Below are 12,837 nucleotides of genomic sequence, written 5' to 3'. Positions count from 1 at the left end.
CGGAGAAACCATGCAAACCGTATCGATGCTGATCGGCGGCGAACGCCGCCAATCGTCCGATGGCGCGAGCTTCGTGCGCCGCAATCCGCTCGACGGCGCGATCGCGTCCGAAGCGCCCGCGTGCACCGTCGACGATGCGCGCGCGGCGGCCGAGGCGGCCGGCCGTGCATTTCCAGAATGGGCCGCGCTCGGCCCCGGCACGCGGCGTGCGCTGCTGCTGAAGGCGGCCGACGCACTCGACGCGAAGCGTGCGCAGTTCGTCGCGGCGATGGCCGCGGAGACGGGCGCGTCGGCGTTGTGGGCGGAATTCAACGTGCAGCTCGCGGCGAGCGGGCTCGTCGAGGCCGCGTCGCTCACCACCCAGGTCGGCGGCGAGCTGATCCCGTCCGACGTGCCGGGCTCGCTCGCGATGGGCGTGCGCCAGCCGGCCGGCGTCGTGCTCGGCATCGCGCCGTGGAATGCGCCCGTGATCCTCGGCACGCGCGCGCTCGCGCTGCCGCTCGCGTGCGGCAACACGGTCGTGCTGAAGGGCTCGGAGCTGTGCCCGCTCACGCACGGGCTGATCGTCGAGGCGCTGCAGGACGCGGGGCTGCCGCCGGGCGTCGTCAACTTCGTGACGAACGCGCCCGACGATGCGGGCGCCGTCGTCGACGCGCTGATCGCGCATCCGGCCGTGCGCCGCGTGAATTTCACGGGGTCGACGCGCGTCGGCCGGATCGTGGCCGAAGCGTGCGCGCGCCATCTGAAGCCGTCGGTGCTCGAACTCGGCGGCAAGGCGCCGCTCGTCGTGCTCGACGACGCCGACCTCGATGCTGCCGTCGCGGCCGCCGCGTTCGGCGCGTTCGCGAATTCCGGGCAGATCTGCATGTCGACCGAGCGGATCGTCGTCGATGCGTCGATCGCCGATGCATTTGCCGCGAAGCTGGCCGACAAGGCCGCGTCGCTGCCGCTCGGCGATCCGCGCAACGGGCCGGTCGTGCTCGGCTCGCTGATCGATGCGAAGGCCGTCGAACGCTGCAACGCGCTGATCGACGATGCGCTCGCGCACGGCGCGACGCTGCTGTGCGGCGGCAAGGCCGACAGCACGCTGTTCCCGGCGACGCTGCTCGATCACGTGACGCCCGCGATGCGCATCTATGCGGAGGAATCGTTCGGCCCGGTCAAGGGCATCGTCCGCGTCGACGGCGAGGTGGCCGCGATCCGCTGCGCGAACGACAACGCGCTCGGCCTGTCGTCGGCCGTGTTCAGCCGCGACGTCGCGCGCGCGTTGCGCGTCGCCGCGCGCATCGAGTCGGGCATCTGTCACGTGAACGGCCCGACCGTGCACGACGAGGCGCAGATGCCGTTCGGCGGCGTGAAGGACAGCGGCTTCGGCCATTTCGGCGGCAAGGCCGGCATCGCGGCGTTCACGGACCTGCGCTGGATCACCGTGCAGACCGCGCCGCGTCACTATCCGTTCTGAGAGGCCGCCAACCATGAGAATCGCGATTCTGGGCGCGGGCGCGATGGGCTCGCTGTTCGGCGGACTGCTTGCGGAAAGCGGCGAGGACGTCACGCTGATCGACGTCAACGACGCGCACCTCGACGCGATTCGTCGCGACGGGCTGCGCATCGACGACGACCGCGGCGAGCGCCGCATCACGACGTTGCAGGCGCTGCGGCCCGAGGCCGCGAATGCGTCGGCCGACACACCGTTCGATCTGCTGATCGTCTTCACGAAGTCGCTGCATACGCGCGTCGCACTCGACGGCGTGCGCGCACTGCTGACGCCGCACACGCATGTGCTGACGCTGCAGAACGGGCTCGGCAATGTCGAGACGCTCAACGCGTTCGTGCCGCTCGAGCGGATCCTCGTCGGCGTCACGACCTGGCCGGCCGATCTGGCCGGGCCTGCGCACGTGCTCTCGCACGGCGCGGGCACGATCCGCATGATGACGGCCGACGGCGCGGCGAGCCCGTTCGCGGCGGCGGTGGCCGACGCGCTATCGCGCGCGGGGCTCGCCTGCACGCTCGATGCGGACGTGTGGGCCGCGATCTGGGAGAAAGTCGCGTTCAACGCGGCGCACAACACGCTCTGCGCAGTGACGCGCTGCACCGTCGACCAGCTCGGCGAACATCACGACGGGCCGCGCCTCGCGCAGGCGATCGTCGCCGAGACGGCCGCCGTCGCGCGGGCGAAGGGCATCGCGGTCGACGCGGCGCGCATCGCACGCAACGTCGAGCATGCGATCCGCGAACATCGCGGCCATCGCCCGTCGATGCTGCAGGACGTACTCGCGGGCCGCCGCACCGAGATCGACGCGATCGGCGGCAAGGTGGTCGCCGCCGCGCGCGAGGTCGGGCTGGCGGTCCCGCATACCGAAACGATGCTGAGCCTGGTGCGCGTGATCGACGCGCAAGCAGGCTGAGCGTCATGCCGGCGGCCGGCTTGCGCCGCGCGACGAGACACAAGAGCGCCGGGCATGGCCACGGCGCCGGATCGTCATCGCGCCTGGCACGAGGCTGGCGTGCCAGGCACAGGGTCCGCATCGGCGCCGCAGCGCCGGCGCGGGCCGACCGGAAGCATCGGAGGGAGACAGGATGAAAGCACTCGATTGCCGCAGTTTCGCCGCGCATGGCCTGCGCACGGTTGCGCCGCGCGCGGGATGGAGGCACGCATGAGCACGCGCGACGACGCCACCGCGCCCGCCGTCGACATCGGCGCGACGCTCGACGACGGTCCATTTACGGCGATGCAGAAATGCGTGGTGCTGCTGGCCGCGCTCTCGATCGTGCTCGACGGCTTCGACGGCCAGCTGATCGGCTTCGCGATTCCGGTGCTGATCAAGGAATGGGGCATCACGCGCGGCGCCTTCGCGCCGGCCGTCGCGGCCGGGCTGATCGGGATGGGGATCGGCAGCGCCTGCGCGGGGCTCGTCGCCGACCGTTTCGGCCGGCGCGGCGCGGTGCTGGGCAGCGTGTTCCTGTTCGGCGCGGCGACCTGCGCGATCGGACTCGCGCACAACGTCGAGACGATCGCCGCGCTGCGCTTCGTCGCCGGTCTCGGCATCGGCGGCGCATTGCCGACCGCGACCACGATGACCGCCGAATACACGCCCGCGCGGCGCCGCACGATGATGGTCACCGCGACGATCGTCTGCGTGCCGCTCGGCGGCATGCTCGCCGGCCTGTTCGCGCACGAGGTGCTGCCGCGCTACGGGTGGCGCACGCTGTTCTTCGCAGGCGGCGCGCTGCCGCTCGTGCTCGGCTTCGTGCTGGCGGCGGCGTTGCCCGAATCGCCGCGCTACCTCGCGCGGCGTCCCGCACGCTGGGCCGAGCTCGGCGCGCTGCTGGCGCGCATGAAGCGTCCGGTCGCGCCGGGCACAGTGTTCACCGATCTGAAGGACGCGCAGGCGCAGGGCGGCAGCGGCGGGTTCCGCTCGCTGTTCGCGGGCGGCCAGGCGCGCGACACGATCGCGCTGTGGTGCGCGTTCTTCATGTGTCTGCTCGCCGTGTATGCGGCCTTCAGCTGGCTGCCGACGATGCTCGCCGCGAGCGGGCTCAGCGTGTCGGTCGCAGGCGCGGGGCTCACCGCATACAACCTCGGCGGCGTGATCGGCGCGCTGCTGTGCGCATGGACGATCTCACGTGTCGGTTCGCGCTGGCCGCTCGTGCTGTGCAGCGTCGGCGGCGCGGCGAGCGCGCTGTGGCTGATGAGTGTCGATGCGGGCAGCCATACGCGCTGGCTGATCGTCGGGCTCGGCGCGCACGGCCTGTTCGTCAACGCGGTGCAGTCGACGATGTATGCGCTGTGCGCGTACATCTATCCGACGGCGGTGCGCGCGACCGGCACCGCGAGCGCGCTCGCGTTCGGCCGGCTCGGTGCGATCCTCAGCGCGTTCGCCGGTGCGTTCGTGATCACGACGGGCGGCGCGACCGCGTATCTGACGATGCTGGCGGCCGCGATGGGCATCGTCTGCGTCGCGCTGCTGGTCGTGCGGCGGCATATCCCTAAGCTGTCGCGCGAGCCGGCGCAGCCGCGCGAGCGCGAGGAGATGGTCCGCACGTCGTCGTGACGGCGCGCAGCGCGCATGCGCACTACGCATTCGCGCTGCTTGCCCGATGCCGCAGGGTGCCGCCGGGCGGCGCGCGCTTGACGCGTTACAGCGTCGTGCGCACGTGCCAGAGCTCGGGGAACAGCACGACGTCGAGCATCTTGCGCAGATACGGCGCGCCGCTCGTGCCGCCGGTGCCCTGCTTGAAGCCGATGATGCGCTCGACCGTCGTCACGTGCCGGAAGCGCCACTGGCGGAACGCGTCCTCGAGATCGACGAGTTCCTCGGCCATCTCGTACAGCTCCCAGTGCTGCTGCGGATGCCGGTACACCTCGAGCCACGCGGCCTCGACGGTTTCGTCGTGCTGCGTCGGCTGTCGCCAGTCGCGGTCGAGCCGCGACGGCGCGATCGGGAACCCGCGCCGCGCGAGCAGACGCACGACCTCGTCGTAGAACGACGGCGCGTCGAGTGTCGCGCGCACCTGTTCGAGGATGTCGGGGCGGTGCGCGTGCGGCTGCAGCATCTGCGCGTTCTTGTTGCCGAGCAGGAATTCGAGCTGCCGGTACTGGTACGACTGGAAGCCCGACGACTGGCCGAGATACGGCCGCATCGCCGAATATTCGGACGGCGTCATCGTCGACAGCACGTTCCACGCCTGCACGAGCTGCTCGAGGATCCGCGAGACGCGTGCGAGCATCTTGAACGCGGGCGGCAGCGCATCGCTGCGCACCGCATCGAGCGCGCCGCGCAGTTCGAACAGCGCGAGCTTCATCCACAGCTCGCTCGTCTGATGCTGGATGATGAACAGCATCTCGTTGTGATCGGGCGACAGCGGGTGCTGCGCATTCAGGATCGCATTCAGCGACAGGTAGTCGCCGTAGCTCATCGACTTCGAGAAATCGAGCTGCGCGTTGTGCCAGCCGGCTTGCTCGCCGGCGTCGCCCGGCACGTGCGGCGCTTCGTGCGCGGCTTGCGTACCTTGCGCGCGTGCGCCCGAGAACGGGCAGCCCGCCGGCGCATCGTTGCCGGGCGGCTGCATATGACCAGAATTCACGACTGTCTCCAGGATTGAATGACGGGGCGCGGCGCGCGCTGCTCGCGCGCCGCGGCGGCCGGCGATCAGGTCACCGCGCCGCGCTCGGCGTACTCGGGCGCCTTCCACGCGTCGGTGTCCAGAATCTCGCGCAGCGTTTCGACGGCATCCCACACGTCGACGAAGCGCGTATAGAGCGGCGTAAAGCCGAAGCGCAGCACGTACGGCTCGCGGTAGTCGCCGATCACGCCGCGCGCGATCAGCGCCTGCATCACTTCATAGCCGTGCGGATGCTCGAAGCTCGCCTGCGAACCGCGCTGATGGTGTGCGCGCGGCGTGATGAGCTTCAGCGAGCGGCCCGCGCAGCGCGCCTCGACGAGCGCGATGAACGCGTCGGTCAGCGCGAGCGACTTGCGGCGGATCGCGTGCATGTCGGTCTGCAGGAACACGTCGAGCCCGCATTCGACCATCGACATCGACACGATCGGCTGCGTGCCGCACAGGAAACGCGCGATGCCGGCGTCGGGCGCGAAGCCGGGCTGCATCGCGAACGGCGCGCGATGGCCCCACCAGCCGGACAGCGGCTGCGAGAAATGCGCGTGGTGGCGCTGCGGCACCCACACGAACGCCGGCGAGCCGGGGCCGCCGTTCAGATATTTGTACGTGCAGCCGACCGCGCCGTCCGCATGCGCGCCGTTCAGGTCGACCGGCACTGCGCCGGCCGAGTGCGCGAGATCCCAGAGCATCAGCGCGCCCGCATCGTGCGCGAGCTGCGTGACGGCGGCCATGTCGTGCATGTAGCCGGTGCGGTAGTTCACGTGCGTGATCATCGCGACGGCGGTGTCCGGGCCGAGCGCGTCGGGCAGCTCGGCGGGATCGTCGATCAGGCGCAGTTCGTAGTCGCCGCCGAGCTGCTCGATGAGCCCCTGCGCGATATAGAGGTCGGTCGGGAAGTTCGAGCGCTCCGACACGATCACGCGGCGCTCGGGCGCGCGTTCGGCCTGATGGCGCAGCATCGCCGACAGCAGCTTGAACAGGTTGATCGAAATCGTGTCGGTCACGACCGTTTCGCCGGGCGCGCCGCCGATCAGCGTCGCGAGCTTGTCGCCGAGGCGGCGCGGCAGCGCGAACCAGCCTGCGGTGTTCCAGCTGCGGATCAGGCCTTCGCCCCATTCGGCGCCGATCACCTGTTGCGCACGCGCGGCCGACGCGCGAGGCTGCGCGCCGAGCGAGTTGCCGTCGAGGTAGATCACGCCGTCGGGCAGCGCGAACTGGGTGCGCAACGGGGCAAGCGGATCGTCGCGATCGAGCGCGAGCGCATCTTCACGGGTCTTGATCATCATGGTGGGTTCGTCGGTCGAAAGAATCAGGCGGCGCGCGCGGGCAGCGCGCGCAGGACGGCGCGCACGGGGCTTGCGTCGAGCGTCGCGAATTTGAGCGGCAGGGCGATCAGTTCATAGTCGCCGGGCGGCACCTCGTCGAGCACGATGCCTTCGAGGATCGCCATCCGGTGCGCACGCACGCGGTGGTGTGCGTCCATCGTCTTCGATTCCTGCGGATCGAGCGACGGCGTGTCGATGCCGATCAGCTTCACGCCGTGCGCGGCAAGCAGATCGACGGTGTCCGGTGCGACTGCGCAGAACGCGCTGTCCCAGTGCGCGGTCGGCGCATTCGCGTACGTGCGCAGCAGCACGCGCGGCGGTACGCCGTCGAGCGCGGCCGCGACATCGGCCGGCCGCACGAGCGGCGACGCGCCGATGCAGTGGATCACGCGGCACGGGCCGACATAGGTGTCGAGCGGCACGGCGCCGATCGCCGCGCCGTCGGCATCGTAGTGCAGCGGCGCGTCGCAGTGCGCGCCGGTATGCGGCGACAGCGTCAGCCGCGCGACGTTGACCGGCGAGCCGGCCTCGATCCGCCAGACGCGCTCGACCGACACCGGCGTGTCGCCCGGCCACACGGGCGTGGCGGCACTGATGGGCGGGGAGATGTCCCAGAGTATGTCCATGGCATGACGAAGCGATGAATCGATCCTTCGAATGATAGGCGGACGCTTGCAGAAAGTGCTTGCGAAATAAACATGGACAATCCGCCCGATCGGCAGATAATTCGAATCAGAGGGAAAAGGGGGACCAAAAATGCACGCGATCACGCTGGACGCTACCGACTGCCGGATCCTGGCCGTGCTGCAGGAAGAGGGCAGAATCAGCAATCTCGATCTCGCGGAACGGATTTCGCTGTCGCCGTCCGCGTGCCTGCGACGGATGCGGCTGCTCGAGGAGCAGGGCGTCATCGAGCGCTACCGCGCGTGCCTGAGCCGCGAGAAGCTCGGCTTCGAGCTCGAGGCGTTCGTGCAGGTGTCGATGCGCAACGAGGAGAACCAGTGGCACGAACGGTTCGCGGAGGCGTTGCGCGAATGGCCGGAGGTGGTCGGCGCGTTCGTCGTGACGGGCGAGAGCCACTATCTGCTGCGCGTGCTCGCGCACAACCTGAAGCACTATTCCGATTTCGTGCTGAACCGGCTCTACAAGGCGCCGGGCGTGATGGACATCCGTTCGAACATCGTGCTGCAGACGCTGAAGGATGAAGCGGGTGCGCCGGTCGGGCTCGCGCGCACCGGCCCGATCAGAGCGGTGTGAGACCGTGGAAGCCGCCGCCGTGGAACACGAGCGGCGGTGTCGCGTTTTGCGGCGTGCGTACGCCGCAGCGTTCGACTTCGCCGACGAAGATCACGTGGTCGCCTTCGTCATAGCGGCTGCGGTTGTGGCATTCGAACCAGGCGAGCGCACCGTCGAGCACGGGCATGCCGGAGTTGCCGGCCGCGTGCGCGATGCCTTCGAAGCGGTCGCCCTTGTAGCTCGAAAAGCGCATGCATAGGTCGAGCTGCGCGGCCGCGAGCACGTTCACGACGTAATGGCTGTTGTTGCGGAACACCGGCATCGATGCCGATTTGTGCGCGAGGCTCCACAACACGAGCGGCGGGTCGAGCGACACCGAATTGAACGAGCTTGCGGTGATGCCGATCAGCTGGCCGGACGGCGCGCGCGTCGTGATGACGGTCACGCCGGTCGCGAACTGGCCGAGCGCCTGGCGGAAGGCGGCCGAATCGAAGTCCGGCGGATTGGCCCGGCTCATCGCGCCACCCTTCCGGACGAAGCGGACGGATGCGTCGCGCGGCAACGGCGGCGGGCGCGACGGACGAAAGGCGGCGAGGCGGTGGCATGGGAAGTGGTGCGCATGCCGCGATTTTAGCGGAATCGCGACCGGCGGGCCGCGTCCGGCCGTGCGTCGCGGCGCGAGCGTGACGTAGCGAACACAGCAAGCGGGCGCGCGGCGCGGGCCGCCGTCGCCTTACTGCGTCGCCGCAAACCCGAGCGACAGCGCGCCGATCACGATCAGGCTCGACGCCCATACCGCGTCGAGATTGAACCAGCTCTTCGACACGAACGCGAGCCCGACGTAGCGGTACACGAGCCACGCGAGCGCGCCGCCGGTGGCGATCATCGCGGCCGCGTGGACTGCCGCCACCGTGAGCGCCATCCCGACGTGCAGCGCCGCGAGCGCGGCGGCCGCTCGATGACCGGGATCGTCATCGAGCCCGCAGAGTCCGAGGTAGATCGGCACGAGCATCAGCCCGGCGCCATGCGCGATCGCGATGGCGAACGACCATAAGCCGAGCCGCGCCGGCGCGATCCGCGCGAGCGCTCGCGGGTGGCGCCGCCGCATCAGCAGCGCGATGCCGAAGCCGATCACGACGGCGCTCGCGCCGATGCGGATCGTCGCCTGCCAGGCGAGCAGCGCGGCAAGCAGTCCGAACGGCAGCATCACCGCGAAGACGGCGAGCGCATGCCCCAGTGCGAGGTAGCCGAGCGCCGCGACGAGCGCGCCGGCGCGACGCGCCATCAGCGCATTCGAGACGGCGAGCGGCCAGCCCATCGCGGGATTGAGCCCGTGATAGACGCCGCTTGCAGCGACGGCCGCCCACAGCGCGAGCTGGGGCGCGGCGTGCGGATCGAGCGCGCCGCTCAACGTCCGACCGACGGATAGCAGAACGAGTCGGTCGAGCAGTCGCCGCCTTCGAGCCGGATCTGATGCGCGCGATAGCCGTCGGGGAATTCGACCCAGAAGTCGTCGGCCAGCGTCAGCCCGCCGTCCGGGCCTGCGTGGGCGAGCACCTGCGCGGCCGGCACGCCGTCCGGATAGAACTGGTCGTCCCACGTCGAGTAGAGCGAGTTGGTCCAGTACACGCGCCGGCCGTCGCGGCTGATCTCGACCATCTGCGGGCCGCCCGCGAACGGGCGGCCGTTCGGATGCGGCGCGCGGCGCGCGATGCCGCCGATCCGTACCGAGCCCGCGAGCCTCGGATGGTGCGGATCGGATACGTCGTACTGACGCATCTCGCCGGTGCCCCAGCACGACACGTAGAGAAAGCGGTCGTCGAGCGACAGATCGATGTCGGTGACGAGCGGCGGCACCGCGCCGAACGGCTTCAGCAGCGGCGGCAATTCGTCGGCCGCGGCCGGCTCGGGTGCGATCGTCGCGGTCTTTTTCGCGTGGAACGTGCCGCCTTCGCGCCACCACGTCCAGATCGAGCCTTCGAGATTGGTCGTGTCGATCACGACGCCGACGAACCCGTATTCGCGCACCGGATCGTGCGCGGGCCGCACTTCGAGCGCCATCTGATGATGCGCGCCGAGATCGATCGTCTGCACGTTGCGCCGCGCGCGCAGATCCCAGAAATGCAGCCGGTGCCCGTACCGGTTCGCGAGCAGGTCGTCGGGCACGATGCCGTTCTCGAACTGCGGCGGCAGCGCCCATTCGCTCGACACCATGTAGTCGCGCGGCAGGTTCCACCAGAAGTCGTAATGCTTGTCCTGCGGCCCGCGATCGATCTCCCAGCGGCCGAGCACGTCGAACGTCTCGCAGTCCATGATGAAGATGCCGGGCGCGCCGTCGGTGCCGTCCTTGCCCGCGCCGCCGAGCGTGCTGACGTAGATGCCTTCCGGGCCGCAATGCACGGTATGCGGGCGCGAATAGCCGGTCTTGCGAAAGATCTCGTCGGGCTCGACGATCTTGTGGATGCGCGCCTGCGTCGGATGCGGCTTCGTGTCGATCACGTAGACGCGCGACGAACGCAGGCCCGGGATGATCAGATAGCGGCGCTCGAGAAACGCATGGCCCGTGAGCGGCGACAGCGCGGACGAGCACGCATTCCAGCCGAAGTGGTGAAACTCGTCGCCGGTGTTCGGCATCGTGACCGTATGCACGATCTTGCCGTAGGTCGGCGAGCCGCGCTGCACGTCGATCACGGCGAGCGCGTCGGGTCTGGAAAAATCGGGACTCAGCAACAACGTATAGGCGAATGCTTCGGGCGGTGCCTGCATCGCGAGCTCGGGCGATGCGTGAAACGTCGGGTCAGGCCGCATGTTCATGAGAAGCCCCCTCGGTGATGCGCGCGCGTCGGCGCGGCAATTCGGCAATTCGGCGCTTCGGCAGGCAATCGCGCGATCGCGGCCGGCTGCTGCGCACGCAGACGGAACGATGTTCGGGCAGACGTCGAACGTATCGTCGCGCACGCCTGCATGGCTGCACCGGGCGCGATGACGACGCGTGCCTAAGTGTAGTCGAGAAACGCGCGGCGAGCCGGGCGCGCGGCGGCGTGCCGGCTTCGCGTGCGAGTGCGATACTTGCCGCAGCGGCCGTTGCGGACGGAAAGGGTCCGGAACGGCGAAACCGATCGGACGAGCCGGCGCGCATGCCGGTTGCGTTCACTGACAGGAGTGGATTCGATGGCGAACGAGATGCTTGAAACGGCGACGCTCGGAGGCGGGTGCTTCTGGTGCACGGAGGCCGTGTTTCTCGACGTGGACGGCGTGACGGCCGTGCAGTCCGGTTATGCGGGCGGTCATACGCGCAATCCCGGCTATCGCGACGTCTGCGACGGCGACACGGGTCACGCGGAAGTCGTCAACGTGACGTTCGACCCGTCGCGTATCGGCTATCGCGAGATTCTGGAAATCTTCTTCGCGACGCACGATCCGACGCAGCTGAACCGGCAGGGCAACGACGTCGGTACGCAGTACCGCTCGGTCGTGTTCACGCATTCGGACGCGCAGCGCGACACCGCGCTCGACGTGATCCGCGAGCTCGAGCGCGAGCAGGTGTTCGGGCAGCCGATCGTCACCGAGGTCGTGCCGCTCGACGGCAACTACTGGCCGGCCGAGGACTATCACCAGAACTATTACGCGCGCAATCCGGGGCAGGGCTATTGCGCGGTCGTGATCGGGCCGAAGCTCGCGAAGTTCCGCCAGAAGTTCGCGCATCGGCTGAAGTCGCAGCGCGGCGCGTAAGCGGCGTTGCGCTCGCTGTCGCGCGGCGCGCTCGCGCTACGCGGCTTCGCTGCGCCAGCGCGCGCAGGATGCCGCGATCTCGCGCGCGAGCGCGATGCACGACAGCGGCGCGGAGCCTTCGGCCTTGTTGTTGATCGTGATGATCACCGGCTGCCCGGCGAGCGCATAGCGGGCGGCCAGTTCGGCGAGCGCGGTCCGCGTGGCCGGATCTTCGTCGACGAGCTTGTCGAACGGTTCGTACTTCGCTTTCGCCTGTTCGTACTTGAAGCCGCCGTGCAGGCTCCAGCGCACGATCAGCGGCCCCGGCGCGTCGCCGTCGAGCAGCGCGAGCGCCGCTGCCTGGCGCAGCGGATCGGGCATCCGCGCGTGCAGGCCCACGCAGTAGCGCACGCCGTGCGCGGCGAGCGTGCGGATGAAGCGCGGCGTGAGCAGGCTCGCGTCGCGAATCTCGATCGCGTAGCGCGGACCGTCGGCCTCGGTCGGCAACGGCGGCAGCGCCGCGAAGAACGCCGACAACCGCTCGATCAGCGCGGCCGGCTCGGCCAGCAGCCGGTCGGGCAGCGGCGAGAACTGGAACACGAGCACGCCCGCCTTCTTGCCGAGTCCTTCGAGGCACGGACGCACGAACTCGTCGGTGGCGAGCGACGCGTCGAGGAAGGTCGGATTCGGTCCGGACGGCTCGCCGCGATGGCCGCGCACGACCGCATCGGTGACCGACGCGGGCGCCTTCACGACGAAGCGGAAATCCTCGGGCACCTGCTGCGCGTAGCGCAGATAGTCGGCGACGGACAGCGGCGCGTAGAACGACCGGTCGAGGCTCACGCTTTTCAGCAGCGGATGCGCGCCGTACGCTTCGAGCCCTTCGCGCGACAGCTTCGTCTGCGCGAAATCGCCGTCGAAGACGATGCCGTTCCAGCCGGGGAAGTACCACGACGACGTGCCGAGCCGCACGTTCGGCGGCAAAGCGGCGGCCGCGGCGGCGACTTCGGGCGTGACCGGTGCAGGCGGCACGCCGCGTCGCCGCGCGCGCTTGCGCGGTTCGGGCGGCGGCGCGGGATCGTCCCACAGCATGCCGGTAGACGGCGGTGCGGCCGCTTCGTCGTGGCGTGCGGCGCTGCCTGCGTCGGCTGCGGTGCTCGATCGGGCAGGCTTCGGCGCACGCGGCGCACGCCTCGCGTGCGCCCGTGCGTCGTCGGTATCGGCTGCGTCGTGTGACGACGCGTGCGCATCGTCCGACGACGGCAGCGCGCCGAACAGATCGAACTGCTCGTCGGCGCGCGCGTCGTGCGCTTCATCCTGCCGTCGCTGCGGCGTGCTGCTGCGCCGCGTGCTGCCGTCACCCATGCATGCCCTGCGTGAAGCGCCGCCTAGGGAAACGCTGATCAATGGACCAACTTCCGAAGTTGCAGGCGAGATGGCT

At 69.7% G+C, this 12,837-nt stretch carries 12 protein-coding genes; 5 read left to right on the top strand and 7 right to left on the bottom strand.

Annotated elements, in window-relative coordinates; all coding sequences use genetic code 11:
* The first annotated feature begins 10 nt into the window (after positions 1–10).
* From ACSHSS_RS02325 to ACSHSS_RS02315, 3 genes are all read left to right on the top strand, one after another.
* The gene (locus ACSHSS_RS02325) at positions 11–1,462 is read left to right on the top strand and encodes an aldehyde dehydrogenase (protein ID WP_445544523.1); all 1,452 of its coding nucleotides are present in this window, start codon (positions 11–13) and stop codon (positions 1,460–1,462) included.
* A 13-nt stretch (positions 1,463–1,475) separates the two neighbouring features.
* Positions 1,476–2,408: a ketopantoate reductase family protein gene (locus ACSHSS_RS02320; protein ID WP_445544522.1), complete on the top strand. Its 933-nt coding sequence runs from the start codon at positions 1,476–1,478 to the stop codon at positions 2,406–2,408.
* Positions 2,409–2,657: 249 nt separating this feature from the next.
* Positions 2,658–4,055 carry an MFS transporter gene (locus ACSHSS_RS02315; RefSeq protein ID WP_445544521.1) on the top strand — a complete coding sequence of 466 codons (1,398 nt, stop codon included), beginning with the start codon at positions 2,658–2,660 and terminating at the stop codon, positions 4,053–4,055.
* A gap of 85 nt (positions 4,056–4,140) precedes the next feature.
* Here ACSHSS_RS02315 and kynA read toward each other — a convergent pair whose 3' ends face one another.
* The 3 genes from kynA to kynB form a co-directional block, all read right to left on the bottom strand.
* Positions 4,141–5,073, bottom strand: a complete 933-nt coding sequence (gene kynA, locus ACSHSS_RS02310; RefSeq protein WP_006398462.1) for a tryptophan 2,3-dioxygenase — start codon at positions 5,071–5,073, stop codon at positions 4,141–4,143.
* A gap of 80 nt (positions 5,074–5,153) precedes the next feature.
* On the bottom strand, positions 5,154–6,407 hold the full coding sequence (gene kynU, locus ACSHSS_RS02305) for a kynureninase (protein ID WP_445544565.1): 1,254 nt from the start codon (positions 6,405–6,407) through the stop codon (positions 5,154–5,156).
* Positions 6,408–6,433: 26 nt separating this feature from the next.
* Positions 6,434–7,075 carry an arylformamidase gene (gene kynB, locus ACSHSS_RS02300; protein ID WP_006398464.1) on the bottom strand — a complete coding sequence of 214 codons (642 nt, stop codon included), beginning with the start codon at positions 7,073–7,075 and terminating at the stop codon, positions 6,434–6,436.
* A 130-nt stretch (positions 7,076–7,205) separates the two neighbouring features.
* Between kynB and ACSHSS_RS02295 the strand changes: the two genes are divergently transcribed.
* The gene (locus tag ACSHSS_RS02295; protein ID WP_006398465.1) at positions 7,206–7,706 is read left to right on the top strand and encodes an Lrp/AsnC family transcriptional regulator; all 501 of its coding nucleotides are present in this window, start codon (positions 7,206–7,208) and stop codon (positions 7,704–7,706) included.
* Here ACSHSS_RS02295 and ACSHSS_RS02290 read toward each other — a convergent pair.
* The 3 genes from ACSHSS_RS02290 to ACSHSS_RS02280 form a co-directional block, all read right to left on the bottom strand.
* Positions 7,693–8,202 carry a flavin reductase family protein gene (locus ACSHSS_RS02290; protein WP_006398466.1) on the bottom strand — a complete coding sequence of 170 codons (510 nt, stop codon included), beginning with the start codon at positions 8,200–8,202 and terminating at the stop codon, positions 7,693–7,695. The two genes, ACSHSS_RS02295 and ACSHSS_RS02290, sit on opposite strands and share 14 nt — an antisense overlap.
* A gap of 216 nt (positions 8,203–8,418) precedes the next feature.
* Positions 8,419–9,096 (bottom strand): hypothetical protein, encoded by a 678-nt coding sequence (locus ACSHSS_RS02285; protein ID WP_012212824.1) that lies wholly within the window; start codon positions 9,094–9,096, stop codon positions 8,419–8,421.
* A complete protein-coding gene (locus ACSHSS_RS02280; protein WP_006398469.1) occupies positions 9,093–10,499 on the bottom strand; it encodes a selenium-binding protein SBP56-related protein in 1,407 nt (468 codons plus the stop codon). The genes ACSHSS_RS02285 and ACSHSS_RS02280 overlap by 4 nt, the downstream gene beginning before the upstream one ends.
* A gap of 357 nt (positions 10,500–10,856) precedes the next feature.
* On the opposite strand from ACSHSS_RS02280, the gene msrA reads away from it, so the two are divergent.
* A complete protein-coding gene (gene msrA / locus ACSHSS_RS02275; RefSeq protein WP_006411420.1) occupies positions 10,857–11,417 on the top strand; it encodes a peptide-methionine (S)-S-oxide reductase MsrA in 561 nt (186 codons plus the stop codon).
* A 36-nt stretch (positions 11,418–11,453) separates the two neighbouring features.
* On the opposite strand, the gene ACSHSS_RS02270 is transcribed toward msrA, so the two are convergent.
* Positions 11,454–12,761 (bottom strand): DUF72 domain-containing protein, encoded by a 1,308-nt coding sequence (locus tag ACSHSS_RS02270; RefSeq protein ID WP_445544520.1) that lies wholly within the window; start codon positions 12,759–12,761, stop codon positions 11,454–11,456.
* Positions 12,762–12,837 lie beyond the last annotated feature (76 nt).

The organism is Burkholderia sp. BC1 (genome assembly GCF_052683555.1).
The sequence above is the reverse complement of the archived record's forward strand: the minus strand, read 5'-3'. Positions and strand labels throughout refer to the sequence as shown.

What these genes read in the sequence shown, in the direction of transcription:
- kynB (WP_006398464.1), bottom strand. Translation starts at nt 7,075, where the DNA reads ATGGACATACTCTGGGACATCTCCCCGCCCATCAGTGCCGCCACGCCC.
- ACSHSS_RS02290 (WP_006398466.1), bottom strand. Translation starts at nt 8,202, where the DNA reads ATGAGCCGGGCCAATCCGCCGGACTTCGATTCGGCCGCCTTCCGCCAG.
- ACSHSS_RS02280 (WP_006398469.1), bottom strand. Translation starts at nt 10,499, where the DNA reads ATGAACATGCGGCCTGACCCGACGTTTCACGCATCGCCCGAGCTCGCG.
- kynU (WP_445544565.1), bottom strand. Translation starts at nt 6,407, where the DNA reads ATGATCAAGACCCGTGAAGATGCGCTCGCGCTCGATCGCGACGATCCG.
- ACSHSS_RS02270 (WP_445544520.1), bottom strand. Translation starts at nt 12,761, where the DNA reads ATGGGTGACGGCAGCACGCGGCGCAGCAGCACGCCGCAGCGACGGCAG.
- ACSHSS_RS02295 (WP_006398465.1), top strand. Translation starts at nt 7,206, where the DNA reads ATGCACGCGATCACGCTGGACGCTACCGACTGCCGGATCCTGGCCGTG.
- msrA (WP_006411420.1), top strand. Translation starts at nt 10,857, where the DNA reads ATGGCGAACGAGATGCTTGAAACGGCGACGCTCGGAGGCGGGTGCTTC.
- ACSHSS_RS02325 (WP_445544523.1), top strand. Translation starts at nt 11, where the DNA reads ATGCAAACCGTATCGATGCTGATCGGCGGCGAACGCCGCCAATCGTCC.
- kynA (WP_006398462.1), bottom strand. Translation starts at nt 5,073, where the DNA reads ATGCAGCCGCCCGGCAACGATGCGCCGGCGGGCTGCCCGTTCTCGGGC.
- ACSHSS_RS02315 (WP_445544521.1), top strand. Translation starts at nt 2,658, where the DNA reads ATGAGCACGCGCGACGACGCCACCGCGCCCGCCGTCGACATCGGCGCG.
- ACSHSS_RS02320 (WP_445544522.1), top strand. Translation starts at nt 1,476, where the DNA reads ATGAGAATCGCGATTCTGGGCGCGGGCGCGATGGGCTCGCTGTTCGGC.